This is a genomic window from Gilvibacter sp. (genome assembly GCF_965601605.1).
Taxonomy (GTDB): Bacteria; Bacteroidota; Bacteroidia; order Flavobacteriales; family Flavobacteriaceae; genus Gilvibacter.
Map to the genome: position 1 here is coordinate 25,148 of NZ_CBFCWJ010000020.1, position 26,669 is coordinate 51,816.

At 43.8% G+C, this 26,669-nt stretch carries 29 protein-coding genes; 13 read left to right on the forward strand and 16 right to left on the reverse strand.

Annotated elements, in window-relative coordinates; translation table 11 throughout:
* Nucleotides 1–6: 6 nt before the first annotated feature.
* Entirely contained in the window at nt 7–738 is a 732-nt protein-coding gene (locus tag ACSLP7_RS05510; RefSeq protein WP_435578384.1) for a polyprenol monophosphomannose synthase, read from the reverse strand.
* 101 nt (nt 739–839) lie between these two features.
* On the opposite strand from ACSLP7_RS05510, the gene ACSLP7_RS05515 reads away from it, so the two are divergent.
* Both ACSLP7_RS05515 and ACSLP7_RS05520 read left to right on the forward strand, forming a co-directional pair.
* Nucleotides 840–1,499, forward strand: a complete 660-nt coding sequence (locus ACSLP7_RS05515) for a DUF4271 domain-containing protein (RefSeq protein ID WP_435578385.1) — start codon at nt 840–842, stop codon at nt 1,497–1,499.
* A gap of 26 nt (nt 1,500–1,525) precedes the next feature.
* On the forward strand, nt 1,526–2,275 hold the full coding sequence (locus tag ACSLP7_RS05520; protein ID WP_272831364.1) for a uroporphyrinogen-III synthase: 750 nt from the start codon (nt 1,526–1,528) through the stop codon (nt 2,273–2,275).
* Nucleotides 2,276–2,323: 48 nt separating this feature from the next.
* Here the strand turns inward: ACSLP7_RS05520 and pckA are convergent, their stop codons facing one another.
* Together pckA and ACSLP7_RS05530 are read right to left on the reverse strand one after the other, a co-directional pair.
* Nucleotides 2,324–3,931 (reverse strand): phosphoenolpyruvate carboxykinase (ATP), encoded by a 1,608-nt coding sequence (pckA, locus tag ACSLP7_RS05525; protein WP_435578386.1) that lies wholly within the window; start codon nt 3,929–3,931, stop codon nt 2,324–2,326.
* Between the two features lie 82 nt (nt 3,932–4,013).
* Nucleotides 4,014–4,406, reverse strand: a complete 393-nt coding sequence (locus ACSLP7_RS05530; RefSeq protein ID WP_435578387.1) for a DUF423 domain-containing protein — start codon at nt 4,404–4,406, stop codon at nt 4,014–4,016.
* Between the two features lie 59 nt (nt 4,407–4,465).
* Here ACSLP7_RS05530 and ACSLP7_RS05535 point away from each other — a divergent pair, with 59 nt between their 5' ends.
* Nucleotides 4,466–5,836, forward strand: a complete 1,371-nt coding sequence (locus ACSLP7_RS05535) for a saccharopine dehydrogenase family protein (RefSeq protein WP_435578388.1) — start codon at nt 4,466–4,468, stop codon at nt 5,834–5,836.
* Here ACSLP7_RS05535 and ACSLP7_RS05540 read toward each other — a convergent pair.
* The 3 genes from ACSLP7_RS05540 to leuS all read right to left on the reverse strand — a co-directional run bounded on the left by ACSLP7_RS05540 (nt 5,833) and on the right by leuS (nt 9,970).
* Nucleotides 5,833–6,525, reverse strand: a complete 693-nt coding sequence (locus ACSLP7_RS05540) for a zinc metallopeptidase (RefSeq protein WP_291182805.1) — start codon at nt 6,523–6,525, stop codon at nt 5,833–5,835. The two genes, ACSLP7_RS05535 and ACSLP7_RS05540, sit on opposite strands and share 4 nt — an antisense overlap.
* A gap of 83 nt (nt 6,526–6,608) precedes the next feature.
* On the reverse strand, nt 6,609–7,133 hold the full coding sequence (locus ACSLP7_RS05545; protein WP_435578389.1) for a hypothetical protein: 525 nt from the start codon (nt 7,131–7,133) through the stop codon (nt 6,609–6,611).
* Nucleotides 7,133–9,970, reverse strand: coding sequence for a leucine--tRNA ligase (gene leuS / locus ACSLP7_RS05550; RefSeq protein WP_435578390.1), 2,838 nt, complete (start codon nt 9,968–9,970; stop codon nt 7,133–7,135). Before leuS ends, ACSLP7_RS05545 begins: the two co-directional genes overlap by 1 nt.
* 206 nt (nt 9,971–10,176) lie before the next feature.
* On the opposite strand from leuS, the gene ACSLP7_RS05555 reads away from it, so the two are divergent.
* The 6 genes from ACSLP7_RS05555 to ACSLP7_RS05580 are packed head-to-tail and all read left to right on the forward strand — an operon-like array spanning nt 10,177 to nt 13,897.
* Complete coding sequence (locus ACSLP7_RS05555) at nt 10,177–11,055, forward strand: cell division protein FtsX (RefSeq protein ID WP_291182799.1); 879 nt, start codon at nt 10,177–10,179, stop codon at nt 11,053–11,055.
* A 9-nt stretch (nt 11,056–11,064) separates the two neighbouring features.
* Entirely contained in the window at nt 11,065–11,421 is a 357-nt protein-coding gene (locus ACSLP7_RS05560) for a hypothetical protein (protein ID WP_435578391.1), read from the forward strand.
* Nucleotides 11,422–11,679, forward strand: coding sequence for a DUF3098 domain-containing protein (locus ACSLP7_RS05565; RefSeq protein ID WP_435578392.1), 258 nt, complete (start codon nt 11,422–11,424; stop codon nt 11,677–11,679).
* Nucleotides 11,680–11,682: 3 nt separating this feature from the next.
* Nucleotides 11,683–12,474, forward strand: a complete 792-nt coding sequence (locus tag ACSLP7_RS05570) for an undecaprenyl-diphosphate phosphatase (protein ID WP_435578393.1) — start codon at nt 11,683–11,685, stop codon at nt 12,472–12,474.
* 1 nt (nt 12,475) lies between these two features.
* Entirely contained in the window at nt 12,476–13,168 is a 693-nt protein-coding gene (gene truB, locus ACSLP7_RS05575) for a tRNA pseudouridine(55) synthase TruB (protein ID WP_435578394.1), read from the forward strand.
* Between the two features lie 51 nt (nt 13,169–13,219).
* A complete protein-coding gene (locus ACSLP7_RS05580) occupies nt 13,220–13,897 on the forward strand; it encodes an energy transducer TonB family protein (RefSeq protein WP_435578395.1) in 678 nt (225 codons plus the stop codon).
* Here ACSLP7_RS05580 and ACSLP7_RS05585 read toward each other — a convergent pair.
* Entirely contained in the window at nt 13,894–14,508 is a 615-nt protein-coding gene (locus ACSLP7_RS05585) for a thioredoxin family protein (protein WP_435578396.1), read from the reverse strand. The genes ACSLP7_RS05580 and ACSLP7_RS05585 overlap by 4 nt on opposite strands.
* Nucleotides 14,509–14,582: 74 nt before the next feature.
* Here ACSLP7_RS05585 and ACSLP7_RS05590 point away from each other — a divergent pair, with 74 nt between their 5' ends.
* Nucleotides 14,583–15,170 carry a DNA-3-methyladenine glycosylase I gene (locus ACSLP7_RS05590; RefSeq protein ID WP_435578397.1) on the forward strand — a complete coding sequence of 196 codons (588 nt, stop codon included), beginning with the start codon at nt 14,583–14,585 and terminating at the stop codon, nt 15,168–15,170.
* Here the strand turns inward: ACSLP7_RS05590 and ACSLP7_RS05595 are convergent.
* The 6 genes from ACSLP7_RS05595 to ACSLP7_RS05620 all read right to left on the reverse strand — a co-directional run bounded on the left by ACSLP7_RS05595 (nt 15,154) and on the right by ACSLP7_RS05620 (nt 20,950).
* Nucleotides 15,154–15,513 (reverse strand): hypothetical protein, encoded by a 360-nt coding sequence (locus ACSLP7_RS05595; protein ID WP_435578398.1) that lies wholly within the window; start codon nt 15,511–15,513, stop codon nt 15,154–15,156. The two genes, ACSLP7_RS05590 and ACSLP7_RS05595, sit on opposite strands and share 17 nt — an antisense overlap.
* 197 nt (nt 15,514–15,710) lie before the next feature.
* A complete protein-coding gene (locus ACSLP7_RS05600; RefSeq protein ID WP_435578399.1) occupies nt 15,711–17,453 on the reverse strand; it encodes an agmatine deiminase family protein in 1,743 nt (580 codons plus the stop codon).
* Between the two features lie 55 nt (nt 17,454–17,508).
* Complete coding sequence (gene aat, locus ACSLP7_RS05605; RefSeq protein WP_435578400.1) at nt 17,509–18,156, reverse strand: leucyl/phenylalanyl-tRNA--protein transferase; 648 nt, start codon at nt 18,154–18,156, stop codon at nt 17,509–17,511.
* Between the two features lie 155 nt (nt 18,157–18,311).
* Complete coding sequence (locus ACSLP7_RS05610; RefSeq protein WP_435578401.1) at nt 18,312–19,688, reverse strand: short-chain fatty acid transporter; 1,377 nt, start codon at nt 19,686–19,688, stop codon at nt 18,312–18,314.
* A gap of 16 nt (nt 19,689–19,704) precedes the next feature.
* Nucleotides 19,705–20,079 (reverse strand): DUF3127 domain-containing protein, encoded by a 375-nt coding sequence (locus ACSLP7_RS05615; RefSeq protein ID WP_272831344.1) that lies wholly within the window; start codon nt 20,077–20,079, stop codon nt 19,705–19,707.
* A gap of 4 nt (nt 20,080–20,083) precedes the next feature.
* Complete coding sequence (locus tag ACSLP7_RS05620; protein ID WP_435578402.1) at nt 20,084–20,950, reverse strand: flavin reductase family protein; 867 nt, start codon at nt 20,948–20,950, stop codon at nt 20,084–20,086.
* 108 nt (nt 20,951–21,058) lie between these two features.
* On the opposite strand from ACSLP7_RS05620, the gene ACSLP7_RS05625 reads away from it, so the two are divergent.
* Together ACSLP7_RS05625 and ACSLP7_RS05630 are read left to right on the forward strand one after the other, a co-directional pair.
* The gene (locus ACSLP7_RS05625) at nt 21,059–22,213 is read left to right on the forward strand and encodes a sensor histidine kinase (RefSeq protein WP_435578403.1); all 1,155 of its coding nucleotides are present in this window, start codon (nt 21,059–21,061) and stop codon (nt 22,211–22,213) included.
* An 11-nt stretch (nt 22,214–22,224) separates the two neighbouring features.
* Nucleotides 22,225–22,575 carry a hypothetical protein gene (locus ACSLP7_RS05630; RefSeq protein WP_435578404.1) on the forward strand — a complete coding sequence of 117 codons (351 nt, stop codon included), beginning with the start codon at nt 22,225–22,227 and terminating at the stop codon, nt 22,573–22,575.
* Here the strand turns inward: ACSLP7_RS05630 and ACSLP7_RS05635 are convergent.
* Entirely contained in the window at nt 22,563–22,955 is a 393-nt protein-coding gene (locus ACSLP7_RS05635; RefSeq protein ID WP_435578405.1) for an HIT family protein, read from the reverse strand. The genes ACSLP7_RS05630 and ACSLP7_RS05635 overlap by 13 nt on opposite strands.
* Nucleotides 22,956–23,038: 83 nt before the next feature.
* The gene (gene greA, locus ACSLP7_RS05640) at nt 23,039–23,518 is read right to left on the reverse strand and encodes a transcription elongation factor GreA (protein ID WP_272831339.1); all 480 of its coding nucleotides are present in this window, start codon (nt 23,516–23,518) and stop codon (nt 23,039–23,041) included.
* Between the two features lie 177 nt (nt 23,519–23,695).
* On the opposite strand from greA, the gene ACSLP7_RS05645 reads away from it, so the two are divergent.
* Nucleotides 23,696–24,133 (forward strand): Rieske (2Fe-2S) protein, encoded by a 438-nt coding sequence (locus ACSLP7_RS05645; protein ID WP_435578406.1) that lies wholly within the window; start codon nt 23,696–23,698, stop codon nt 24,131–24,133.
* Here ACSLP7_RS05645 and ACSLP7_RS05650 read toward each other — a convergent pair.
* Nucleotides 24,130–26,304 carry a TonB-dependent receptor gene (locus ACSLP7_RS05650; protein ID WP_435578407.1) on the reverse strand — a complete coding sequence of 725 codons (2,175 nt, stop codon included), beginning with the start codon at nt 26,302–26,304 and terminating at the stop codon, nt 24,130–24,132. The two genes, ACSLP7_RS05645 and ACSLP7_RS05650, sit on opposite strands and share 4 nt — an antisense overlap.
* Between the last annotated feature and the right edge of the window lie 365 nt (nt 26,305–26,669).

Genomic DNA, 26,669 nt, shown 5'->3' on the forward strand with positions numbered 1-26,669 from the left:
GGGCGACTAGAGCTCCAAACGTCCAAATAGGCGTTTGATCCGCATTCCTATCACGCCAAATATGGCTTCGGATATGATTCCCTTACTCATCTTAGACTCCCCCTGAGTTCGGTCGGTAAAGATAACGGGAACCTCTGTGATTTTAAAATTTAATAAATAGGCTTTGTACTTCATTTCTATCTGAAACGCATAGCCAACAAAGCGTATTTTGTCCAATTGTATTGCTTCCAAGACTTCACGCTTATAACACACAAATCCAGCAGTGGTATCGCAGACTTTCATTCGGGTAATGAATCTTACGTATTTAGAAGCAATCCAGCTTAAAAGCACGCGACTCATGGGCCAATTGACCACATTTACTCCCGTTTTATAACGAGATCCAACAGCTAGATCAGCTCCTTGTTTAGCGCAGGCATTGTACAGGCGTAATAGATCGTTGGGATTGTGGGAGAAATCGGCATCCATTTCAAAGATATACCCGTAATCACGAGACAACGCCCATTTAAAGCCGTGGATATAGGCAGTTCCCAAACCTTGTTTGCCTTCACGCTGCTCCAAGAATAACCGACCTGCATATTCCTTTTGCAGGTCTTTTACAATCTGAGCCGTACCGTCTGGAGAATTATCATCTACCACCAATACATCCAGTGCTCGCTGCAACGAGAACACATTGCGCAGCAGGCGAGAGATATTCTCTGCCTCATTATAAGTGGGTATGACTACAAGTCCGTCTGACATGCCTGTTTTGAGGCAAATGTAGTTGTTTTCGACTAAAGAAATGTGAAGATTTTTGTAATTGATTAGTCCTGTAAAAGCCGCATTTAACCTACCTTTAACTCGTGGAAATAAGCCAACTTAATCTTCGCGAAATCAATTCCGACACTTGGATCATCAGCCTGATTGTCGGGTGTTTGATCGTGATGTCGGTTGCAGCCTATAATTATCGCGAGAGTTTTAGAAGCTTCTTGCAATTGCCTTATACCAACAGATACTTCATCCTATCTGGGAAGCATCAAAACACGGCTAACCCCTTTAGTTTGCTTTTGTTTATTGTTGGCTTGATCGGAGCCGGATTGTTTTTGGCATTGTTGTCCCAAGGGATTCAACCGGAAAAAACACTTGAAATTGCACTGTTTTTGCAATTGACTGCGGGAATCTTCGCCTTTTTTAGTGCCAAACTTATTCTAACGCGTTTGATCGGGATCGTTTTTAAACTTGAAAATTTGGTTCAGGCCTATGTTTTTGAAAATTTAAACTTCCTGAATCTGATTGGACTTGGCCTTTTGCTGGCCAGTGTTGTCTACTATTTTGGCCCCTTGAAGAATCCTTGGGTCTTATATATTGCTAGTGGGCTGGCCACACTGGGTTACCTCATGGGGCTGATTTACAGCTACAAAAACAACGAAAACCTTATTTTTCGCAATTTCTTCTATTTTATTTTATATCTTTGCGCACTTGAAATTTCACCCTTTATTCTGCTGTTTAAAGCGCTGAATTAAAGGGACGAAAAAGAAAAAACGGGGATATGAAAGTGAAAACAATTTTGGTGTCTCAACCAGAGCCTAAAGTGGAGAATTCTCCTTACTTCAACTTGGTTGATAAGCATAAGGTAAAGATCGACTTTAGACCCTTCATTCACGTTGAAGGTGTATCTGCCAAAGACGTACGCTCCCAAAAGGTAGATCTTGCCAGTTATACTGCAATTATATTGACCAGCCGTAATGCGGTAGATCATTTCTTTAGAATTGCTGAAGAAATGCGCTTTAAAGTGCCAGACACACTAAAGTACTTCTGCCAGTCTGAAGCTGTTGCCTACTACCTTCAAAAATATGTTGTTTACCGCAAGCGTAAAATCTATGTCGGTAAACGAACCTTTGCAGAATTGACTCCGCTGATCAAAAAGTATAAGAACGAATCTTTCCTATTGCCTTCATCAGATATGCTGAAGCCAACGGTTCCTGCTTTGCTTAACGATCTTGGAGTGACCTGGAAGCAAGCTACTTTTTACAAAACGGTAGTGAGTGATCTTTCAGACCTGCGCAATGTATACTACGACATTTTAGTGTTCTTTAGTCCCAGTGGAATTAAGTCACTCTTTGAGAACTTCCCAGACTTTGAACAAAACGATACTCGTATTGCCGTATTTGGTAATACTACAGTGAAAGCGGCTTCAGAACGCGGATTGGACATCAACATCCAAGCCCCGACTCCAGAAACGCCTTCCATGACTATGGCGCTTGAAAAGTACATCGCCGAAGTCAACAAGAAGAAATAAAAAAAGCTCCGCAAATGCGGAGCTTTTTTGTTTTATATAAGTCTTTGATTATTTCAAAGGACCTCCAGCTAGAATTTCTTCACTCGCCATATCTTCAAACTGCTTAAAGTTCTCTCTAAAGCTTGTGGTCAGCTTAGCCGCTGTTTTATAATAACCTTCATCATTGTTCCAAGTCTTACGCGGGCTTAATACCTCATCTGGAACATTTGGACAAGTTCTTGGCTGATGCACTCCAAATACAGAGTGAATGTGATAGTTGTCCTTATTGGCCGCTTCTAAGCTTCCGTCCATAGCCGCAGTGATCATTGCACGGGTGTACTTGAGCTTCATACGCTTACCTACACCATAAGGTCCTCCGGTCCATCCTGTATTGACCAACCAAACATTTACACCGGCTTCTTGCATTTTCTTGCTCAGCATTTCTGCGTATTTGGTTGGGTGCAAAGGCATAAACGGCGCTCCAAAACAAGCTGAGAAACTCGGAACAGGCTCATCAATTCCAGCTTCTGTACCAGCAACCTTTGCAGTATATCCACTAATGAAGTGATACGCTGCTTGGCCTGGAGTCAGTTTTGAGATTGGAGGCAGTACGCCAAAAGCATCCGCCGTTAAAAAGAAGATGTTCTTAGGATTCTTCCCGATGGAAGGCACTTGAATATTCTCAATATGATAGATCGGATAGCTTACGCGCGTGTTCTGTGTAATCGAAGAGTCCGTGTAGTCCACAACTCCTTCATCGTCCATGATCACGTTCTCGAGGATCGCTCCTTTTTTGATCGCATCGTAGATCTCTGGTTCACTTTCGCGAGACATATTGATCACCTTAGCGTAGCACCCACCCTCAAAGTTGAAAATGGTATTCTCAGCGGTCCAACCGTGCTCATCGTCACCGATGAGTTTTCTGTTCGGATCTGCAGATAAAGTTGTTTTTCCGGTACCCGAAAGTCCGAAGAAAATAGAAGTATCTCCATCTTTCCCAACGTTTGCAGAACAGTGCATTGGCAAGGTATTCTCAAAAACAGGCAGTGTAAAATTCAAGGAACTGAAAATACCTTTTTTGATCTCTCCAGTATAAGCAGTACCACCAACAATGGCAGTCTTTCTAGTAAAGTTCAAAATGGCAAAGTTATGCTGACGGGTTCCGTCCAGTTCTGCTTCTGCCATGAATCCAGGAGCATTGATCACCGTCCATTCTGGAGTAAAGCCTTCAAGCTCATTCGCCTCAGGACGTAAAAACATATTGTACACAAACATATTGGACCATGGATATTCATTGATCACACGGATGTCTGTTCGGTAGTTCGGATCTGCACAAGCATAACAATCACGCACATAGATTTCCTTGTCGCTCAAATAGGCTGCAAGCTTATCGTAGAGCGCATCAAACTTATCGGAATCAAAGGGAATATTGATAGGACCCCACCAGATCTTATCGCGGGTGATATCGTCTTTAACGATAAAACGGTCCATGGGGGACCGTCCTGTGAATTCTCCTGTATTTACCGCAAGTGCGCCGTTGTAGGCTTCGCGACCCATGCCCTTGGCAATGGTAATGTCGTGTAATTGTTTTGGCGTTAGTTGGTAGTTAACCTTCGCGTTCTTTATTCCGTAGTTGTCTAACGAAATCGTTTTCGTGGAAGGAGTGTTGTCGACCATTATTTTTAATTTATTAGATGTCTAATTCGATTACAAAAATAGAAATTAATGCGCAAACAAGGCACGAAATCTGCCTTTTTACTTAGGATTTACGCCATACTGCAAACAGTAGTCGCAGCCAGCCGATAATTAACAAGGTGCCGCCCAAAGGGGTAATAAAGACCAAGGGACCGGGCTTAAAATCCCAATACTCATTCATGGCTAGGATGTATAAGGATCCCGAGAAGAAAATAACCCCGATGACCCAAAGCCAATACACCTGCTTTTGGGCTTTGGTATTCTTAAGGGTCACTAAAGAAAGCCACAACATAGCCAATCCTTGATACACTTGATAACGTACACCGACCTCAAAATTCGCCAACTTTTCAGCAGAGAGCACAGCCTCAAGGGCATGCGCTCCAAAGGCACCTAAAACAATCGAAAGGGCGGTGAAGATTATTCCCGCGAGAGCAAAATTTTTGTGTTCAATGCGCATGAGCTAAGAGGTACAATTTGTATTTTCGCACCACTACGAAGGTACAAAATTAAGCCGCCATGCGTGAAATTTTAATTATTGGAGCTGGTCGTTCTGCCAGCAGTTTGATCAACTATTTGCTGGATAAATCAGCCTCAGAAAATTTAAGCATAACTATAGGCGATCAGTCTATTCAAGCGGCTCAGAAGTTTACCGAGGGGCATCCAAATGCTCGTGCAATCCTGCTCGATGTTTTTAATGAAAAAGACCGCAGAACAGCCGTGGAGAGTGCCGATCTTGTGATTTCTATGTTACCGGCTCGCTTCCATATTGAAGTGGCTAAAGACTGCTTGGAATTTGGAAAACACATGGTCACTGCATCTTATGTGAGTGATGAAATGTTGAGCTTAGACACCAAGGTAAAATCCAAAGGTTTGGTCTTTATGAATGAGATTGGATTGGACCCAGGGATTGATCATATGAGTGCCATGCAGGTCATTGATCGTATTAGAGATGGTGGTGGAAAGATGCTTTTGTTTGAATCCTTTACTGGTGGATTGATCGCCCCAGAGAGCGACAACAACCTTTGGCATTATAAATTCACCTGGAATCCGCGCAATGTGGTTGTAGCGGGTCAGGGAGGCGCTGCGGAGTTTATTCAGGAAGGCACTTATAAATACATTCCTTACCACCGTTTGTTTAGAAGAACTGAATTCTTAGATATTGAAGGTTACGGACGCTTTGAAGCTTATGCAAACCGAAATTCACTAAAGTATCGGGAGGCCTATGGTTTGGAAGATGTATTAACCCTATACCGAGGAACCATAAGACGTGTGGGCTACTCACGCGCTTGGAATATGTTTGTGCAGTTGGGAATGACGGACGATAGTTATCATTTGCAAAACACGGAGGATATGACCTATCGTGAATTCGTGAACTGTTTTCTACCCTACTCGCCCACGGATTCCGTGGAACTCAAAATGCGTCACAATTTGAAAATTGATCAAGACGATGTGATGTGGGACAAACTCATGGAACTGGATCTGTTCAACAATCAAAAGACCATCGGCATTGAAAATGCTACTCCTGCACAGGCGCTTCAAAAGATCTTAATGGACAAATGGACCTTGGATGAAAATGACAAGGACATGATTGTGATGTACCACAAGTTTGGTTACGAACTCAATGGCAAACGCAAACAGATCGATTCCAATATGGTTATTATAGGAGAGGATACTGTAGAAACGGCCATGGCCAAAACAGTGGGACTGCCTGTAGCCATAGCCGCTTTAAAGATCTTAAATGGTGAGATTACCACTCCAGGAGTTCAAATTCCCATCGCCAAGGAAGTCTATGAACCTATTCTGAAAGAGCTGGAGGATTACGGGATCATCTTTAAGGAGAACTTTGCCGATTATCTGGGATACAACCCAGACAATATCATCGGTTAGTCTCTACTTCCCATAAACATCATAATAAAGTACACCAAGGTCGCTAATGATCCAAGCGCAGCTACCACATAGGTGCGCGCAGCCCATTTTAAAGCGTCCTTAGAACCTGCATATTCTTGTTGGGTTACCATGTTTTCACGTTCCAACCAAGCCAAAGCGCGGTTTGAGGCGTCAAACTCAACAGGTAAAGTGATAAAAGCGAAAATTGTAGTTACCGCAAAGAGGCCAATTCCAATTCCAAAAACTGGCGTGCCTAATGCATTACCCATAGAAGCCAAAACAAGTCCCGCAATGATCACAATATTGGAAAGCTTACTGGCAATCCCCACGGCAGGGACAATTTTAGAGCGCATGGTAAGCCAAGAGTAGGCTGTGGCATGTTGCACGGCGTGACCCACCTCATGGGCAGCCACTGCTGCTGCAGCCGCGTTACGCTGACTGTATACCCCTTCACTGAGGTTTACTGTTTTCTTCATTGGATTGTAATGATCCGTTAGCATTCCAGGGGTAGAAATTACCTCAACATCTCGAATGCCGTGGTCATCGAGCATCTTTTGAGCGATCTCCGCTCCACTCATGCCATTTTGCAAACGAACCTTAGAGTATTTCTTGAATTTGCTTTTGAGGGTGTTGCTCACATAGGCACTCACCAAGAAGATGATTCCACCCAATATATAGTATCCAAACATCTGTTGTCTTTTTTAACTATTTAAATATACAAAGAGACCGCAAAATGTCTGCCAAATAAAAAAGGGGAAATTTTGTCAGATTTTTAGTCGCGACGCGTCAGATATGCTTTTTGTACCACGCGGATCGGATAGCTCTTGACTTCTGGAATCTCGTCAGAAGTTCCTCCGGTCAAAACGGGAGCGGCAGTTTGAACCATCGTGATCTCAAAGATCATTCTGCCATCGGTAAAGAACTCTTCCCGAGTGGTGATCAAATTGCCCTGTACTTCAAAAATACTTGTCAGGGTCCAACCGCTTAGTCGAGCGTCCAAGATGATGTCATTCTGCTCATCTACCTGATACAAGCCCTTCTCTGCATTCACTGTTTTGAGCAAATATTGGCGCGCTGGCTGTCCTTGGTATCCCAATACGTAGTTATAAACGCCTTCTTGATCCGTGGCAGAGAGTTCAAAAGTCATGTCGATCTCTTGAACATTGGAACCATTATCAATGGTTAGCTTTCCCGTATATCGACCAAAAAAGTCGTCCGGAAATACCACAGAATCCGCAGACTGGTCTTGTCCAAAAGCAATAGAACTGATCAGCAAAAAGAAAAACAAGATTCTCATTATCCCACTATGTTAACGATCTTTCCAGGTACTACAATCACACGCTTAGGTGTGCGCCCTTCCAAATACTGTTGTGTTTTTTCATCAGCCAAAACGGTAGCTTCAATCTCCGCCTTGTCCATATCCATTGGCAACTCCATAGTAAAACGCATCTTTCCGTTAAAGGAAATAGGATACGCCTTAGTGCTCTCCACCAAATACTCCGGCTTGAATTCTGGATACTTGACTTTAGAAACTCCGCCTTGGTGACCTAATTTCTCCCAAAGCTCCTCCGCAATATGCGGCGCATAAGGCGAGATCAATACGGCCAATGGTTCCAAAATTGCGCGGCTGTTGCATTTAGAAGCAGTCAGTTCATTCACGGCAATCATAAAAGTAGAGACCGAGGTATTAAAGCTAAAGGCCTCAATATCCTCTGTTACTTTTTTGATGGTTTTATGCAAGGTCTTGAGCTGCTCTGCAGTTGGTTCTGCATCTGTAGCATTGAAACTGCCTTCTGGTCCAGAGTGATATAGTTTCCAGAGCTTTTTCAAGAAACTGTGCACTCCAGTGATCCCAGCGGTGTTCCATGGCTTGGCTTGTTCCAACGGTCCTAAGAACATTTCATACATACGCAGCGTATCGGCTCCGTACTGTTCGCAGATATCGTCTGGGTTAACTACGTTGAACCAACGTTTGGACATTTTCTCTACTTCACGTCCAACCACATATTTACCATCCTCTAACACAAATTCGGCATCCTGGAACTGCGGCTGCCACTTCTTCAAAGCTTCTACGTCCAATTCGTCTGAAGCATTGACCAGATTAACATCTACGCGCAGGGCATCCGTATCGGCCTCTTTGGCCAAACCTGCAGACAAATAAGTGTTGGTTCCTTTTTTACGATAAACCAAGGCACTTGTCCCCAAGATCATCCCCTGATTGATCAGCTTTTTAAAAGGCTCATCTACTTTAATGAAACCGCGATCATACAAGAATTTCACCCAAAAACGACTGTAGAGCAAGTGACCTGTAGCATGCTCGCTCCCTCCAATGTAGAGGTCCACGTTTTGCCAATAGTCTAGTGCTTCTTCGCTGGCAAAGGCTCCTGAATTTTGAGCATCCATATAACGGAAGAAGTACCAGCTACTGCCAGCCCAACCAGGCATGGTATTCAATTCCAAAGGAAAGACCGTCATATGATCAACCTTGTCATTCGGAACTACGGTATTGTTTTCCGTATCCCAAGCCCAGATGTCTGCACGGCCTAATGGCGGGTCTCCATCTTCTGTGGGTAAATATTTTTCAACCTCAGGCAATGCGAGTGGCAAATGCTCACTTGGGATCATCTGTGGCAATCCTTTTACATAATATACCGGGAATGGCTCTCCCCAATAACGCTGTCTGGAGAAAACGGCATCACGCAGACGGTAGTTTACCTTGCGTTTCCCGCTACCCAAAGCTTCCAATTTTTCTATAACTGCATTAAAGGCTTCTTTATAAGGCATCCCGCTCACAAAGTCGCTATTGGCAATCACAGTACCTTCTTTGTCGGTATGTGCTTCTTCCGAGATGTCAACCCCTTCAAAGATATTCGTAATTGGGATATCAAAGTGACGAGCAAAATCCCAATCACGCTGGTCTCCACAAGGAACGGCCATAACCGCTCCAGTCCCGTAACCTGCCAGAACGTAATCTCCAATCCAGATCGGAACTGGCTCCTCGGTCAACGGATGCTTTGCATAAGCTCCCGTAAATACACCAGTAATATTTTTTACATCGGCCATACGGTCGCGCTCGGAGCGCTTGGCAGTAGCCTCAATATATTCTGCAACGGCCTTGCGCTGCTGATGAGTGGTGATCTTTCCAACCAAATCATGCTCTGGCGCCAAGGTGACAAAAGTGGCTCCAAAAATGGTATCAGGACGCGTAGTAAACACTTCAATAGGCGCACCAGCAATGTTGACATCCTCAGAGATCACTTTAAAGATCACGGAAGCTCCAACAGATTTACCGATCCAATTGCGCTGCGATTCTTTAAGAGAATCCGTCCAATCAATGGTCTCCAACCCTTGCAATAAGCGCTCCGCGTAGGCAGAGATGCGCATACTCCATTGGAGCATCTTTTTACGGATCACCGGGAATCCGCCGCGCTCGCTCACTCCATTGACAATCTCATCATTGGCCAAAACAGTTCCTAAGCCCGGACACCAGTTTACTTCAGTCTCTGCCAAATAGGCCAAGCGGTACTGTAAAAGAACCTTTTGTTTGCGCTCGTCGCTGTAGTTGTTCCAGGTCTCAGCGGTAAAAGGCACCACTTCACTATCACAACGGGCGTTGATCCCAGAATTTCCTTCTTCTTCAAATACTTTAACCAGTTCTGCAATACCATAAGCCTGCTCATGAGCTTCACAATACCAGCTTTCATACAACTGTTGGAAGATCCATTGGGTCCAACGGTAGTACTCCGGATCTGAAGTACGCACCTCTCGTGACCAATCAAAAGAGAAGCCCATTTTGTCCAATTGCTCGCGGTAACGCGCAATATTATCCTTGGTAGTTATGGCAGGATGCTGCCCTGTCTGTATGGCGTACTGCTCTGCTGGCAATCCGAAGGAATCATACCCTTGAGGATGCAAGACATTGAAACCTTGATGTCTTTTATAACGCGAGTAGATATCACTGGCAATATAGCCTAGCGGGTGTCCTACGTGAAGTCCCGCCCCAGAAGGGTAAGGAAACATATCCAACACATAGTATTTGGGATCTTCTGAATTGTTAGAAGCCTTAAAGGACTGCTCGGTGGCCCAATAGTCTTGCCATTTTTTCTCAATAGCATTAAAATGATAACTGCTCATTGCCTGATTCTGTGGACTGATTTGTATTCTGAACGTTGTGTAAACAACAGCCGCAAAGGTAAAAATTATTGTGCCAATAGGCTATAGCGGGTGAGCAACAATATTGCGCTATTTGAAAATTAAACAGACGAAAATCAATTCTTTGGACGTTATTAAGGCACAACACAAAAAAGGGTGTATTTTTATCCTTGCAAAGCCGATCATTTATGAGTTCCAAGTACGAAAAGTTTCAAAAAAGACGCCTGATCTCCTCCTACTTCTCTGTGGTATTGAGTATCACTTTAGTTCTTTTCCTTTTGGGTATGTTGGGATTGATCGTTTTGAATTCTAAACAGGTTGGCGATTACTTTAAGGAACAGATCCCTTTCTCGGTTTATTTAAAGGACGATGCCAAAGAAGCTGATGTGACTCAACTTCGCCAAGGTTTAGCTATGGCAGATTACGTAAAATCTGCCACCTATGTCTCTAAGCAACAAGCAGCCGAGGCCCACTCAGAAGCCATTGGGGAAGACTTTATGGACTATTTGGGCTATAACCCTTTACAAAACAGTATTGATGTATACCTCAATGCGGATTATGTAACTGCAGACACTTTTGAAGAGATCACCAACGAACTTTTGGACAAACCTTTTGTTGAAGAGGTGGAATACGATAAGCCCTTAGTTGAAAAGCTGGAGAGCAATGTAAAACGGATCAGTCTGTGGATGCTGGTTATAACTGGAATCTTCTTAGTAATTGCAGTGCTGCTGATCAACAGTTCCATCAGACTTTCTGTTTATGCAAAGCGTTTTACCATTAAAACCATGCAAATGGTAGGGGCTACTAAGGCCTTTATTCGCCGTCCGTTCATATGGCAAAATATAAAACTGGGATTGCTCAGTGCCCTTTTAGCTATGGGAGGCATGGTTGGAGTACTGTATTATTTACAGAAGAGTTTTGCAGAGCTGAATCTCTTGGATGACAAGGTTCTACTGGGTGGATTATTTGCTGGTGTACTACTCTTTGGGTTCTTGATTTCCTGGGCCAGCACCTATTTTGCAACGCAACGCTTTTTGAATTTACGCATCGATGAGTTATACAATTAACTTTTTGAGATGCGAAAGACCTTACTGATACTCCTCGGATTCTTTGCCCTTTTGATTCTTTTGGGCTACTTGGCTTTAAAACTATTTGTGATAGAAGACACCCAGCCTGAAGACTGCGTGGTCAAAGAAATTAAGATCACAGCCATTGATGAGGGCAGCAGTTATGACATATTTTTTACGACGGATAGTGGAGAGCGATACTACATCAATCGTGGGCTGGAACAGGGATTGACGTTAAATTCTTTGAAAAAGATGGCCTTGAATCGGACCGCTAGCGTACATTTAGCTAAATTTGCCGTAGGTGTATCCAATCATATTGCACAATTGCAGGTTGGAGATTCTATTATTTTTACCGAATTCGATTAGATGGGAGAACAAAAACGAAAACAACAGTCCAAGCCTCAGTTTGTGTTTAACAAGAAGAACTATCGCTTTATGCTGATCGGTCTTGCCTGCATTGCCTTAGGGTTTATTCTAATGGCCGGCGGAGGCAGTGACGACCCGAACGTTTTTAACCCAGACATCTACCACTGGCGCCGTATTCGCTTGGCACCGTTCTTAGTGCTGCTAGGCTTCGGAATAGAAGTTTACGCCATCTTACTCAAAACAGACAAGAAGCAATAAACCATGGAGCTTCTCGATGCGATACTTCTGGGTATCATTCAAGGATTTACAGAATTTCTACCCGTTTCTTCCAGTGGACATTTAGAATTAGGGAAAGCCATCTTGGGCGGCAATGCTGTTCCTGAAGAGAGCCTCCTTTTTACAGTCGTGCTTCATTTTGCTACAGCTCTGAGTACTATTGTAGTATTTAGAAAAGACATTTTAGAGATCATTAAAGGCTTGTTGAGTTTTAAGTGGAACGAGCAGACTCAGTTTTCTTTAAAAATTGTGATCTCCATGATCCCAGCGGCTTTGATCGGGTTTTTCTTTGAGTCCGAATTGGAAGCGTTCTTTGGCGGAAGTATTGCCTTTGTAGGAGCCATGCTGATATGTACAGCGGCTCTACTCTGGTTCGCCGATAGAGCCAAGAACACCCTAAAGCCAGTCTCTTACAGCAACGCCTTTGTTATTGGAGTGGCCCAAGCCGTGGCTATGTTGCCGGGAATATCTCGATCTGGCTCTACGATTGCAACCTCCGTTCTTCTTGGAAACGATAAAGGAAAAGCCGCGCGCTTTTCATTTTTAATGGTGATTCCCCTGATCTTTGGAAAGATCGCTAAGGACATCCTGGACGGTGCTTTAAGCAGTCCAGACACACCGATAATACCGCTTAGTGCTGGATTCATAACCGCCTTTATATGTGGAATCATTGCCTGTACTTGGATGATTCAATTGGTCAAAAAATCCAAGCTATCCTATTTTGCAATTTACTGCTTGATCGTGGGTCTTATTGCCATAGCGGTAAGCTACTTCTAAAATGACAGGACAAGACTTTTTAGACGGACAATTATTGCTTATTGACAAGCCTTTGGAGTGGAGCTCCTTTCAGGCCGTCAATAAGGTGCGCTGGCTCATCAAGAAACAATTCGGGTTTAAAAAGATTAAAGTGGGACATGCCGGAACCCTAGACCCATTGGCCACAGGATTGCTATTGATCTGCACTGGAAAGTTCACCAAACGCATCAACGAGTTTCAGGCACAGCATAAGGAATATACTGGGACCTTCACCTTGGGTGCTACGCGTCCAAGTTTTGATATGGAAACTGAAATTGATCAAGAGTTTGACCTCAACGAATTGACTGCCACTGCTATTGAAGAGGCCACAAAACAATTTCAAGGCGAGATCACTCAATACCCACCGATCTTCTCCGCCGTAAAACAAGACGGAAAACGCCTTTACGAATTGGCGCGCAAAGGACAACAAACCGAGATCAAATCCCGACAGGTGAACATTTTAAAGTTTGAACTCACGCGTATTGAACTGCCTGAGGTAGACTTTCTAGTAGCCTGCAGCAAAGGAACCTACATTCGCTCCTTGGCCAATGACTTTGGAAAAGCTTTGGAAAACGGCGCCTATCTTTCTGCCCTACGACGCACTAAAATAGGAGACTACAGCGTTGAAGATGCAATGGACATCAATACTTTTGAAGCCTTCATAAAAGGCTTGTAATTAGGTTTTTATCCTGATTTGAGCGTATATTAGCACAAGTAATTCAGCCCCATGAAATTCAATGCCTCCATAAAAGCATTTATTTTGTCATTTCTCATTACTGGGAATTTGGCCTTACTACTTTGGGGATACCAGATCCGCAAAAGGGAAACGGTAGAAACAGAAACTGAGTACGACATTGAAGTACTCGCAGACCTGCTCGAAGAAGAACTGCAAGAAGAGTTAGCAAAAAGCAGCTCACAAACCTCCACACACAAAGCCTTTAACGAAACTCGCAAAGAACTTACTGCGCTAAACAATGAGAGTCAAGAAGATCAAGATGACTTTGATCAGAGACTTAAAGCCTTAGATGAAGCCATTAAGGATGTTGAAACGGCCAAGGACAATCCAAGCATTGACAAAGCGGACCCTTATGAAGCACCAGAGCAAAAGGCCGTTGATGGCAACGACAGCAATACCAGTATACGCTATCGCTTAGTGGATAGAAGCGCAAACTATGTCGCAAATCCAGTCTATACCTGTGCGGGTTCAGGAACTGTGGTAGTTAATATTACCGTAAACAATCAAGGCCGTGTAATCGGTCAAGAGATCAACCAAAACTCAAGTACAACAACTGACGGTTGTCTTTGGGATGCAGCTTTGGAATACGCCTCTCAAACGCGCTTTTCAAAAGCACAACGCGCTTCTCAATTGGGAAGTATTACCTACTATTTTCCCGGACAGGGTTAAAGCAATTCTAAAAGGTCAGCAGCAATAGCCTTTCCTTTATCCTTGTTGTACCAAACCTGAAGATCTTGTTTAAACTCTGGAGTAAGTTTTCCGTGTTCTGCCTTATAGGTATTCACCATAGCGGTGGCTGGAGTAGGTCTAGGCCCCCAAGTCCCAACGACTGTTTCTTGCTCGGGATCAAAAGCAATCAGCTTTGGAATAGAACGAGCTCCATTGGTCAAAAAGGCATCCATAAGCGGCAAATGCTCATCGCGCAATAAGACCTTAAGCTCAATATTGGGATTAATCTGAGCAAAGGCATCCATGATAGGGGTAGCGTGAGCAGCGTCTCCACACCAGCTTTCCGTGAGTACCAACCAAGTTAAAGGTTGTTTGTGATTAGCGATGGCCTCTTGAGCGGCAGGGTCCAATTTGAAGGTCTTGGCCCAACGTTTCATTCGGCGTTGATTAAGCAGCGTGTACTGCGCCAAGGCTTCCGTTACTTCAGGGCCGGTGTTTGATCCTTCAGCAGCGTGTTTATCAACCAGTTCTTTATATTCTTGATAAGACATGGCCTCTTGAAGACCTTCTTTGATCAAATTTAGTGTTGGGGTTTCCATAATTGTTTCCATAGCCTTTAAGACGCAAATAAAACAAAAAACTTACTACCTTGAAGCTGCATAGGAAATTCCTTAATTATTGCAGCATGGATAAAATCAATAGGTGTTCTTGGTGCGGAGGTGATCCGCTTTATGTCGACTATCACGATAAAGAATGGGGAACACCCGTTTATGACGACCCCACCTTGTTTGAATTTCTGATCTTGGAGACCTTCCAAGCCGGACTGAGTTGGATCACTGTGTTGCGCAAGCGCGAAAACTTCAGGCGGGCTTTTGACAATTTTGATTACAAAAAGATTGCGCAATACAAGGAGGCCAAGATTCAAGAATTACTGCTGGATTCAGGTATCATCCGCAATAAATTGAAAGTTCGGGCTACGGTCAGTAACGCTCAGGCTTTTATGAAAGTGCAGGAGGAATTCGGTAGTTTTAGCAAATACATTTGGGGGTTTACTGGAGGCAAACCAATAGTAAACAGCTTTGAAAAATTGAGTGAGGTTCCCGCCAACACACCACTCAGTGATAAAATAAGTAAGGATCTAAAGAAACGCGGATTTAAATTTGCGGGCACCACTGTAGTTTATGCCCATATGCAAGCCACTGGCATGGTCAATGACCACATCACTTCTTGTTTCCGGTATAAAGAGTTGTTAGAGCTTAGTCCTGATCTTTGAGTTGATCGTATTGCGCTTTGTAGGTTTGCGCCAAGTCAAATTCCTCCAAGGCCTCAAGGGTCTCCGCATAACGTAAATATTCTATAGCCTCTGGAGTTTCATCCATCTCAAAAAGTTTGGAATACCACTTTTTGGCCTCGTCAAATTTCTGTTCCAAATAACGTCCATTAGCTAATTTACGGTACACCTGGGCAGAATGATAACCCTGAGCTACTACGTCCTCATAGACAGCTAAAACATCAATCTGTACATTTGAATTTACGGCAAAAGCGCGGTCGCTGGTTTGAGCCGCTCCACTGAAAGCCATCAGGGAGAGGGCTAGAATACACAAGTACTTTTGCATCGGGGATGAATTTTAAACAAAATTCCAGCATCTATCTCAGAAAGCCATAACAAAACGTTCTCAGAACAGTTTTGTAGGAATTTTCTGCAATATATGAATTTTATTCAAAAATCCTCGGAGTACTCGCCTGCTATTAATTACGGGAAAACCGTAGGCCCTGAGCCTAATACAAAGGGCCTCAACGGTTAAAAAGTATGTTATTGCTTGATGAGCTTACGTTGCACAGAACCAAAATCGCCTTTAAAACTAACGATCAATGTTCCGCTCCAAATTGGGTTTAGATCCAGTTGAATCACACCGTTGCTGTTTTGTACTTGAGTTGTGTACAAACGCTGTCCGTAAATATTGTGGATCTCTACGGTAACAGGACCACCAATATTGTTCAATCTGAAGTTCACACGATCATCTGCAGGGTTTGGGTATGGTCCAATGATGTTGTTCTCTGCCCATTCTGAAGTAGACAAGGTGCTAACGTCAATGGTCCAATATCCTTCTGGTGCCACGATAGGTCGTGTAATTTCCTTTCCAGAATTGGCTTCCGCCCAAATATAGTATTCAATATCTAGGTCTGATGGGATGGTCAAACTCGCTGTCCAATCGTCTCCACCTGCAGCAGTCATATCGATCTCGTTATAAGATCCAGCACCAACCTCTCTCCAAAATAACTTGGCTTGACTCACTCCGGAATTGTGCTTGATCATGGCATCAAAACTAACGTTTAGACCTTCTGTAGCTTCTGCAACAGGTTGGTGAACAATCCACAAAGGATCTGAAACACCAATAGAATGCGTAATACAGTGAATAGCTCCAAAAAGAGCGATCAAGTTCTCTCCACCATTATCTACGTCAATTCCAACTACATTATAACCCGGTAGTAGCTCTTGGTATTTGGCCAAAGCCGGCCCGTCTACCTCTGGGCGGTAGGTTGGCACCAAAACAGTTCCATTCACAAATACAGAGTTAGAATACGTTCTGTAATAGCCACCAGTATCTGGGTAATTCCCACCAACACTTGGCGGTGCATCTATCCACTCGACTTTGTAAGGGGTGCCGAATGGCGAATTGAAGTTACTCAATACATAATCAATATTCTCTTCAATCTGCGGTCCGTCTGCCACGCCTTCTGGGTATTTGCTTACCAAAAGAGTTTCTTCATCCAGCAGTTTCATGTGCATGTCAATGTGATGGATCAGGTCATACTGCAGTTTCTCCATTTTGATGTAATTAGAGATTCCCATGTAGTTGAGCATGATATCATCGATCTGAGCCTCAGTTTTGGCACTAACTCCATAAGGATTCCCTGGCTCGTTCTCTTCCAAGATCAAATCCGAAGCAAATCCGTTTCCAAGACCATCACTCATGAAATTTCCTCCGGTGTTCACCAAATCATTAGTTCCTGAGTCGGTGATGTAAATAGGACTCCCAATATAACTGGCATGCGCAGACGGGATCACATTATCCAAGGGACGCGGTCTGTTGTAGATCCAATCCACTAGGGCGCGTTCTCCGACGTCATCTGTATATACGGTGTTTCCAGCATAATCACGAATCCAAATAGAGTTCCATGGTTCGTCCAAGAAAATCACGTTATCTAACGGAACTCCATTAGAAGATAAATATGAGGATACCGAAGTCTCGTTTTGAGTTACAATGATCACTTTGGCTTCTTCCACGGCCGCAGCAACGATCTGTCTTAGGATATTCGGGAAAGCGGGTTCCCAGGTAACAACCAGGTATTCCACTTCCTCCCATTCAGCCATGGTTCTTACTGAACTCGTTGGTGGCGGAGTAGGAATCGCACTGGTAAAGGTCATCTCACTGACCAGTAGAGATTCTGACTCTGTAGCGTAATTTGGAATAGGTCCATCAGACTGAGAAAGTCCTAGAAATGGCATCAAACCTAAGGCCAATAAGGCCAGGCTTTTCTTGATTGGGGTCATAGCTTTTGGTTTTAGTAGGACTCGAATATACTGATTTTCAGCGGAAAATTGAGAATTAGACCGGTTTCAAAAACTCCAAAAAGGCATTTCGCGCTATTTCTCTCGCTCCTAAACTGGCCAAGTGATCGGTATACATTTGACAATCAATGAGCTTATAATTCTTAGCGATTAGTTGATCTACCAAAAAACTGAATCCGACCTTAGAGGCATCAGAAACTCTGGAAAACATGCTTTCTCCACAAAAGACTTTAAACTCAGGCAGGTCAATTCCATACAGCCCGCCAACAAGCTCATCTTCTGACCAAACTTCTACACTTTGCGCATGGCCTAGTTGATTCAATTGTAAATAAGCCTGAACCATTTCTTCGGTGATCCAAGTTCCTAATTGATCGGGTCTCGGTGCAGAAGCACAAGCACGAATTACCTTTTCAAACTGGGTGTTTTGGGTAATTTTAAATCCTTTAGTGCGGATGGACTTTCTCAAACTCTTGGATCGTTTAAATTCCCAAGGAACCATCACCATTCGCGGATCTGGACTCCACCAAAGTATAGGGTCGCCGTCAGAAAACCACGGGAATATTCCGGAGCGATACGCAAGCAATAAACGCTCCGCAGTCAAGTCTCCTCCCACCGCCAATAAACCGTCTGAACGGGCCTGATCCGGCTGAGGGAAACTAAGGGTGTCGTCAAGAAAATAAAGCATTTTTCGGTTCTAACTCGCGGATATTGCGAATGTTATAATTTTTTCTGACCTTTACAAAAGCTAAAGTGGTGGGTTTTTTTAATTTATTTGAGTTTGCCATTTTAGTAACCTAAAACCGACGAAACTAACCCTGCTCCTAGCGGGGTTGTTTTATTTTACAGCAGGAGTAATCCACAAATAAAAACTGCACTCCCCACCAGCATAATGATCAAGGTATACGGCAAAATCTCCTTGGCTTTGAGCTTTGTGATACCCAAAAGTGGTAAGGCCCAAAACGGTTGCAGCATATTGGTGATCTGATCACCATAAGACAAAGCCATGACAGCCTTGGGCAAAGGAACTCCTAATTGCATGGCTGATTCAATAACAATAGGGCCTTGAACCGCCCATTGTCCACCACCGCTCGGTACAAAAATATTTACCAGACCCGCGCTGAAAAAGGTGTAGATCGGCAAAGTGGTTTCGTTAGCAATTGACACAAAGAAATCTGCAATTTGCTGTACCATTCCGCTTTCTGCCATGATACCCATGATCCCAAAATACAAGGGAAACTGTATGAGAATACCTGCGGCTCCTTTGATGGCCTCTTCAACAGCCGCCAAGAAAGAACGGAAAGAACCGTGTAAAAGCAGGGCCATACCCAACATAAAGAAATTGAGCATGTTTGGCGTCAGGGTCAAGCCTAAAAGTTTATCGCCGTATTGCACGATGAACGTAAGGAGCATTAATAAACCTACCCCGCGCCCAAACCAAGGCGAATCGTCCAAACGTTCCGCAGCGCCATCGGGAGCGGCAGAACTTGATTTTGGAGCATAAGGCGTTAAATTGACCGGGGTTGATTCCGCTTTTTTGGACAAGCGATAAAACACCCATGGAATCAAAATTAATAGGATGCCGAACAGCAGTAAATTCCACCAACTGAAAATAGTCGCACTCCCCGGAATGGTATCGGGCAATTGAGCCAACAAACCGGGATCTGAGATACCAGCCATGATCTGCTGTAGGTGGCCAGATTCCGCTACTTTTAAAGGCGCAGAACCGCTAATACCACCGTGCCAGATCATCAATCCGCAGTAACCAGCAGCTCCAACAAGCGGATAATTTATACTAAATCCACGCTCTTGAGAAGCTTCTGCTACCTTGCGGGCCATGATGGCCCCAAAGATGAGTCCTAGACCCCAATTGAAAAAGGAAACTATCAGGGTACTGACGCTAACCAAGATTACTGCCTGACTGGTATTATTGACCAAACTCGTTAGGCGTTGAATCAATCGATTCATCGGACCACTGAGCACCAGAATATGTCCCAAAACAAGAATAAGCATCATTTGGTAACCAAATACCAGTAGATCCTTATTCCAAATTCCGTTTTCCCAATAGGAAAGCAGTTGTAAGATATGTGAGCCCTCGGCAGGAGGGTTTGTTGTGAGTAAGGCTAAAACCAGAGTTAGAAGCGTTAGCAGCACGGCAATGGTAAAAGGTGCCGGCAAAAATCGCTTAAAAACTACCTCTATGGTTCGAGTAAAGCCCATCTAACTTTTAGGCGTCCTAGAACGGCAGGTCGTCGTGATCTTCTTCACTGAACTCGCTAGTCGGCTCAAAAGCGTCCGCAGGAGGAATTGGTGGCATGTCTGCAGGTAGATCCGCATCCATACGCTCAATTCTCCACCCTTGAATAGAGTTGAAATACTTGGTTTCTCCTTGTGGATTCACCCACTCACGACCTCTTAGGTTGATGCTGATCTTTACAGATTCCCCAACCTTGAAGTTGTTCAATAGATCGGTCTTGTCCTGAATGAACTCGATCATAATGTGTTGTGGATATTGCTCTTCAGTAGTAACCACTACTTCGCGCTTTCTAAAGCCGTTTGAGCCGTAAGTTTTAGTTTCGTCTATGAGTTTTAAAGTTCCTTGTACTTCCATAAGATTACTTTGATAAGAGCACCTTCCAGGCATCTGAAACGGCTCCTTTGGCGATATAATTTTTTGCTAGTTGATGTTTTTGTTGTTGATCTCCTTGGAGGAGCACCTCCGGATGAAAGGCCTCCATAAAACTGGCGCATTCAACTTCCGATGGTAAACTTTCCACATTGCCCAATTGTCCGAGATCATTCCCTGTGAGTACCGTGCTTAGTTTGATCGGTTCTGGAATCTGATCCACTCCAATTCCCAAAGTACTCAAGGGTTTTGGCACCTCAAACATGCCCGTTTTGGCACGGCTGTACCAATTGCCTCCCATGCGAGCCACAGTGTCAATCTTGGCGGCGTCGATACGTCCTTCAGCATCAAGAATATCTTCTTGAATGTGCATACGAACCACTTGGGCGATCACCAGATTTCCTGCACCTCCCTCTTCTCCAAGCGCTACTACGTTAAGCACTTTACATTCCAATTGAACTGGCGCCTCAGCAACGCGCGGCGGCGTCACAACTTCTGAAGGCAATTCCGTCAAACCGGCTTTGACAAATTCGTTGACACCCTTGGGGTATTCTGTTGAGGAAAGCGACATTTGCTGCACCATATTGTAGTTCACAATATTGATCACTACCTCAGGTACTTCAAGCACATTTTCTAGGGTGTGCTTCACGGTATTGTCACGTACACGTCTCGCCGGTGAGAAGATCACCACCGGTGGATTTGCACTAAACACATTGAAAAAACTGTAGGGCGATAAATTGACCTGACCTTCTTTGTTTACAGTACTTGCAAAGGCGATTGGTCGCGGCGAAACCGAAGCCAATAGATAGCCGTGCAATTTGCCTGTAGAAGTGTTTTCCGGATGTATAGTGAGCATAGCTACAAAGGTAATTATTCTACCAAGGGAATCATAAAAAAGGGGGCAGAATCCGCACAATAATATTAACTTAATTGCATTATATTTAGCGCAGCGACTGCCTTTTATATGGAGATCAACACTCGTTTAACACGCACACTAATCATTGTCTTTAGCATGTTCATTATTGGACTTGTGGGCTACAACACCTACCTGTTCTACAATCAGCTCAAAGAGAACGAACGCGATAAGATGGAAATCTTTTCCAAAGCCCTTGGGGAGATGGCAGAAACCAGTAACAGTGAATTAGGCTTGGATGAGAGTCCGCTTATCATTGAGGTGATCCGCAGCAATACCACCACCCCTTTGATCTTACACACCCTTAAAGGAGATTCTTATGACCTGAGTAATATTCCCAATGGGGATCAACTCAGCAGGGAAGAAATTGAAGATATGGTGGAAGCTTTCAAGCAAACCAATCCACCTATTGAGACGCGTTATGAAGGCGATGTACTCAACATCATTTACTACGGAAACGCGCCAATTATAACCAAGGTAAAATACTATCCAGCGGCCATACTGTTGGTAATTATGTTGTTTGTGGGCTTCATTTATTTCTTTTATCAGACCACCAAATCCGCAGAGCAAAACAAGCTCTGGGCAGGGATGGCAAAGGAGACTGCGCATCAAATTGGAACTCCTTTGTCCTCATTAGTGGGTTGGACAGAAATACTTAAAGCTGAAAACACCAATCCAGCTTATATCTCCGAAATAGAAAAAGATATTTCCAGATTGCAAACCATTACGGAACGCTTCTCTAAGGTAGGCTCTAAACCCAAATTGGAAGAACGTGATGTGGTCCGCGAAACGCAGTTGGCCTATGATTACCTCAAAGCCAGAACCTCTAAGTTGATCCATTTTGAGTTGGAGTTGCCAGAGAAAAAGATCCCAGTGATGCTCAACGAGCAGCTCTTTGGATGGACCGTTGAAAACCTGGTAAAGAACGGTATAGACGCTATGAAGGGTAAGGGTAAGATCAGCATAAAGATCACCGAACAGTCCAAAACGGTTACCATTCATGTCACCGATACGGGAAAAGGAATTCCCAAGCGCGATTTTAAAAAGATATTCACCCCAGGTTTTACGACCAAAAAACGCGGATGGGGCTTGGGATTGTCTTTGGCTAAACGCATTATAGAAGAGTACCATGAAGGCAACATTAAAGTGCTTAAAAGTACCCTTAATGTTGGCACTACCATGGAGATCCAACTCAAACGTCTTTAATCAACCGCCCCATGACAACGACACCAAAACTGATTCGAAAAGCCGAACTCAAGACCAATTGCCCTGAGTGTTACACCACTGATGGCTTGCAGGTAGAGTTTTACCAACCTTATGTCAATAGCCGTTGGTACAAAAGATTCTTAGCAGAACTGAGCTCAAAGATGCATTGCACCAAATGTGGCACCGAGATCTTCCCGGTTTCTTGGACTCCAGATATTGAAAGGGTCTATGATTACCACCGCAAAAGCACCAATATGCGATCCTCCAAAAGACATTGGAAGCCTTTGGCGCTCATATTGATGTTAGTGGGAATTGCTCTAATCGCAGCGGTGGCGATCTTTGGAGTGAATTATTTGAGTTGAGCTCGAATTGCCGCAGCAGTGGCTTCAAACTCCTCTGGGCTTAAACTCACCTTTTCTTGAAAAGTCATTTCTCCCATGTGATTTAACGGAATCAAATGCACATGAACGTGCGGAACTTCCAGCCCAATTACGGACATTCCTACGCGATTACAGGGAATTGCTTCACGAAGCCCGAGGGCGACTGTTCTAGAGAATTCCATCAGGCCGTCATAGGTTTCTTTATCGAGATCAAACAATCGATTCACCTCTTTCTTAGGGATACACAAAGTATGTCCTTTGGCGTTGGGATTGATGTCTAAAAAGGCATAGAATTCGTTAGTCTCTGCAACTTTATAGGAAGGGATCTCCCCGTTTACGATCTTGGTGAAAATACTGGCCATAGGGATTCGTTTAGAAGTACTAAAAATAAGAAATAAAAAAGCCCCGCCGGACAGGCAGGGCTAGTAATTTCTTATAGTCAAGGTTATTCGCCGCGGGTGATCTCCATAATCTCGAACTTCACCACACCGTTTGGAACCTGCACTTCAGCAAGGTCTCCAACTTCTTTCCCCAACAAGCCTTTACCAATAGGAGAATCTACAGAGATCTTTCCAGATTTGAGATCGGCTTCACTTTGGGCAACCAATTTATAGGTCATTTTTGCATTGTTGGCTGTATTCTTAATGGTCACTGTAGAATGCACCAATACCTTAGAGGTGTCAAGCTGAGACTCATCAATGAGACGCGCTCCGGCAAGAGTTTCTTCCAATTTAGAAATACGCATTTCCAACAAGCCTTGTGCTTCTTTGGCTGCGTCATATTCGGCATTCTCAGAAAGATCTCCCTTATCTCGGGCTTCTGCAATGGCCTGAGAGGCTTTCGGACGCTCTACATCTTTAAGCTGATTGAGCTCCTCGCGTAATTTCTTTAATCCTTCTGCGGTGTAATAGGATACATTACTCATAACTTCATTCTTTTAACGCCCTGTAAATGAGGGCGCCTGTTCAAAAAACACAAAAAATCCCATGCAGCACGGGATTTCGTCGGTAAAGATACTAAATTTTTAAATTTTCACTCAGAATACACTAATTTGCGCTCCCTAGAGTTAATTAATAGAGCTCGATTAAATGTTATAAAGAAAATGAAGGTATTGCGACTTGCTTTATATATGATGGTTGTTGGATTGATAAGTGCTGGATGCAGTGGCGATGATGGCCCAATTCGCGCGAATCCAAACCTACCAAACCTCAACGTCAACCTGACTTTAGACTTGAATTTACCACAGTACAACCCGCTGAATTTCCCGGGTAACGCCTTTGTGACCCAACTCCAAGGGGTTCGTGGTATTGTGATCTACAATATTGACAACAGCCAGTATACTGCTTTTGAAATTGCGTGCCCGAACACTCCTGTGAGCGATTGTTCCTTAATGACTGTGGAAGGAATTACTGCAACCTGTCCGTGCAACGGGAATCAGTACAATATCATTACAGGTCAAATAACGGCAGGCGAAGGGCAATACCCTATGCTCGCCTACCGTATTTCAAGATCCGGAGATCAACTTACCATCAATAATTAGAACTGAATACTAGCACCCACTAAGAAATTAATGGTTGCCTGGGGGAAAAATCCAGCCCCTTCAATGGTAGTCACGGTTCCGGGATTACTAAAGTCATCATCGAAAGTGAAGAAGTATCCGTTCGATACGTACTCCACGTTGAATATATTGTTTACCAAACCGCTGAAAACGATTCGCTCCACAAGTGGAGCCGTTTCCCAGCTGTAACTGATGTTTAAGTCGTTAACAAAGAAAGAATCTAACAAAGAAGCTTCACTATCAATGTTGCCCATGTATTGCTCGCTTACATACTTAGACAAGAAACTGATCTGCAGATCCTCTTGAGGCATATAGGTCAAAATACTTCCAGCAATCAATTCTGGAGAGAAGGAGATGTTTGTAGTTCCTAGGTTTACCAGCTCTCCGTCTCTAGAAGTTGTAAAGTCTTGGTTCTTGTTGCTACTCAAGGCAATGTTAGGACGCCAGTTAAGTTTAGGAGCAATTTGCAAATTGGCTTCCACTTCCAAACCTAAACGATAACTCTTACCACTGGTTGCACGAATAGGCTGCCCTACGTCATCCAAAGCTCCAGTCAATACCAACTGGTTGCGGTAATTCATAAAATATGCATTGGCGCTAAAACTGTTCTTAGTTGCCGTATGACGCCATCCCAATTCAAAATCGTCAAGGGTCTCTGCAGTAGTCACTCCGTTTTCATAATCCGCACGACGCGGCTCACGATTCGCACGTCCATAAGAAGCATAAAGCTGGTTGTTACTGTTGAGCTTATAACTCGCTCCAGCTTTTGGGTTGAAGAAGTTAAAACTATCATCAACATTGAGCTCAACCAAGTCTGAAGTAGTTCCGTCTGCATCGTATTTTAAAAATCTTCCTTGAAGATCTGCAAATACCGTCCACTGATCATTCACTCTGTAAGTCGCTTTGGCGAAAGTGGTGAATTCATTCTTAGTTCCTGTTCCGAAGTAATAACGATCACGAATTTGAGAACCTCCGGCATTCTGAGCCCAAATCACTTCTCCAAAGTGATCTCCTCCGTAGTAGCTGTAAAAGAAACCTCCAATAACATCGACTGTATTGTCTTTGTAGTTTACAGAAGTATTGACCACATAGTAGTCGTTATCCAACCAACGGCGACGCACCAAATCTGTGGTGTTTATCACCTCACCACCCAATTCAATAGGAGTGAATCCGTAAGTTTCAAAGTCTTCATCCTCACGATACTGCTCAAAGAAACCGCGACCGTAAGTGTAGTTCAAACCAACATTTGCAGACCAGTTGTTGTCAAAACGTTGGTTCCAGTGCAATTGATAGTGGTCTTGAGCGTAGTCGTCAACCTCGTTATCATAGAACTGAATGTTTCCGTCGGCGTCAGTGAACTGACCCACAGGGTTAAAGGTTCTATCTGTTTCCAAAGTTTCTCTATCAATACCAAAGTACGCTTGATAGGTCAATTCACGACCTCCGAAAGCGATTGCTTTTACCAAGGTATTCTCACCTACATAAGCAGCTTGAAGGAAGTAAGACTTTAGATCAGAAGTGGCGCGATCAATATAGCCGTCTGAGGTAATATTAGACAAACGTCCTGCGATCTCCCACTTGCCATTGAGCAAGCCAGTTGAGAATTTCAAAGTGTGTTTGCGGGTGTTGAATGACCCATAAGAGTTTGCAAATTCTCCGTTAGCCTCCTCAGAGACTGCATCGGTCAAAATGTTCAAACTCGCTCCAAATGCTCCCGAACCGTTAGTAGATGTTCCTACTCCACGTTGTAGCTGTAGATTTTCTACGGAAGATGCAAAATCAGGGAGGTTCACCCAAAAGGTTCCTTGACTCTCCGCATCGTTAAAAGGAATACCGTTAAGGGTAACATTCACGCGAGAAGCATCGCTACCACGCACGCGAATACCCGTATAACCGACTCCGGCTCCGGCGTCACTATTGGTGACTACACCTGGCAAATAATTCAATAAAATTGGGATGTCTTGCCCTAAGTTTCTCGGAGCAAGTTCCTCTTTGGTGACATTGCTGTGCGTGATTGGCGAGTCTGCCTCTACACGTACAGATTTTACAAGAACCTCATCAAGAGCCTCTACTTTGGTTGTGTCAATTACTGTTTGCGCTTGTGCCATCCAGGTAGTCATTCCTGCGATTAGCACGACCATTAAACGTTTCATTCGTCTGTGGATATCTATCCGTTTTAGAGGAATAAAAAGAGGTAATTATTCGATGTTGGTTAAAAGTGTTTACTGCGAATGCAGTCCATTGAAGTAGAAGGTGACACTGGAAAAAAGCACAGTGGGCTTCAACAAAAGCAATGAGGATCAACAGTCCGTCTTAATTAAGACCAATTAGCAGATCATGTCACGCGCAGCAGACCAAGGCTACCAGACTAAAAGTACTCCAGAACTATATTTCTTTCCTTTTACTTATTGAGCAGCAGGTATAATCTGCGCAAGTCAACACTCTAGACCATTTAATTTTAACTGAGCTGAAACTTCCAGCGCGGCAGGCCTAAAGCGCGCTAAATTTGTCCACTGGA

Coding starts and splice junctions, on each gene's coding strand:
- ACSLP7_RS05600 (WP_435578399.1), bottom strand. CDS start 17,453: ATGACCCCAATCAAGAAAAGCCTGGCCTTATTGGCCTTAGGTTTGATG.
- ACSLP7_RS05610 (WP_435578401.1), bottom strand. CDS start 19,688: ATGGGCTTTACTCGAACCATAGAGGTAGTTTTTAAGCGATTTTTGCCG.
- ACSLP7_RS05615 (WP_272831344.1), bottom strand. CDS start 20,079: ATGGAAGTACAAGGAACTTTAAAACTCATAGACGAAACTAAAACTTAC.
- ACSLP7_RS05510 (WP_435578384.1), bottom strand. CDS start 738: ATGTCAGACGGACTTGTAGTCATACCCACTTATAATGAGGCAGAGAAT.
- ACSLP7_RS05520 (WP_272831364.1), top strand. CDS start 1,526: ATGAAAGTGAAAACAATTTTGGTGTCTCAACCAGAGCCTAAAGTGGAG.
- ACSLP7_RS05630 (WP_435578404.1), top strand. CDS start 22,225: ATGACAACGACACCAAAACTGATTCGAAAAGCCGAACTCAAGACCAAT.
- pckA (WP_435578386.1), bottom strand. CDS start 3,931: ATGGTCGACAACACTCCTTCCACGAAAACGATTTCGTTAGACAACTAC.
- greA (WP_272831339.1), bottom strand. CDS start 23,518: ATGAGTAATGTATCCTATTACACCGCAGAAGGATTAAAGAAATTACGC.
- ACSLP7_RS05545 (WP_435578389.1), bottom strand. CDS start 7,133: ATGAGAATCTTGTTTTTCTTTTTGCTGATCAGTTCTATTGCTTTTGGA.
- ACSLP7_RS05645 (WP_435578406.1), top strand. CDS start 23,696: ATGAAGGTATTGCGACTTGCTTTATATATGATGGTTGTTGGATTGATA.
- ACSLP7_RS05620 (WP_435578402.1), bottom strand. CDS start 20,950: ATGCTCACTATACATCCGGAAAACACTTCTACAGGCAAATTGCACGGC.
- ACSLP7_RS05585 (WP_435578396.1), bottom strand. CDS start 14,508: ATGGAAACAATTATGGAAACCCCAACACTAAATTTGATCAAAGAAGGT.
- ACSLP7_RS05580 (WP_435578395.1), top strand. CDS start 13,220: ATGAAATTCAATGCCTCCATAAAAGCATTTATTTTGTCATTTCTCATT.
- aat (WP_435578400.1), bottom strand. CDS start 18,156: ATGCTTTATTTTCTTGACGACACCCTTAGTTTCCCTCAGCCGGATCAG.
- ACSLP7_RS05540 (WP_291182805.1), bottom strand. CDS start 6,525: ATGTTTGGATACTATATATTGGGTGGAATCATCTTCTTGGTGAGTGCC.
- ACSLP7_RS05650 (WP_435578407.1), bottom strand. CDS start 26,304: ATGAAACGTTTAATGGTCGTGCTAATCGCAGGAATGACTACCTGGATG.
- ACSLP7_RS05635 (WP_435578405.1), bottom strand. CDS start 22,955: ATGGCCAGTATTTTCACCAAGATCGTAAACGGGGAGATCCCTTCCTAT.
- truB (WP_435578394.1), top strand. CDS start 12,476: ATGACAGGACAAGACTTTTTAGACGGACAATTATTGCTTATTGACAAG.
- ACSLP7_RS05530 (WP_435578387.1), bottom strand. CDS start 4,406: ATGCGCATTGAACACAAAAATTTTGCTCTCGCGGGAATAATCTTCACC.
- ACSLP7_RS05555 (WP_291182799.1), top strand. CDS start 10,177: ATGAGTTCCAAGTACGAAAAGTTTCAAAAAAGACGCCTGATCTCCTCC.
- ACSLP7_RS05625 (WP_435578403.1), top strand. CDS start 21,059: ATGGAGATCAACACTCGTTTAACACGCACACTAATCATTGTCTTTAGC.
- ACSLP7_RS05595 (WP_435578398.1), bottom strand. CDS start 15,513: ATGCAAAAGTACTTGTGTATTCTAGCCCTCTCCCTGATGGCTTTCAGT.
- ACSLP7_RS05565 (WP_435578392.1), top strand. CDS start 11,422: ATGGGAGAACAAAAACGAAAACAACAGTCCAAGCCTCAGTTTGTGTTT.
- ACSLP7_RS05560 (WP_435578391.1), top strand. CDS start 11,065: ATGCGAAAGACCTTACTGATACTCCTCGGATTCTTTGCCCTTTTGATT.
- ACSLP7_RS05590 (WP_435578397.1), top strand. CDS start 14,583: ATGGATAAAATCAATAGGTGTTCTTGGTGCGGAGGTGATCCGCTTTAT.
- ACSLP7_RS05570 (WP_435578393.1), top strand. CDS start 11,683: ATGGAGCTTCTCGATGCGATACTTCTGGGTATCATTCAAGGATTTACA.
- ACSLP7_RS05535 (WP_435578388.1), top strand. CDS start 4,466: ATGCGTGAAATTTTAATTATTGGAGCTGGTCGTTCTGCCAGCAGTTTG.
- leuS (WP_435578390.1), bottom strand. CDS start 9,970: ATGAGCAGTTATCATTTTAATGCTATTGAGAAAAAATGGCAAGACTAT.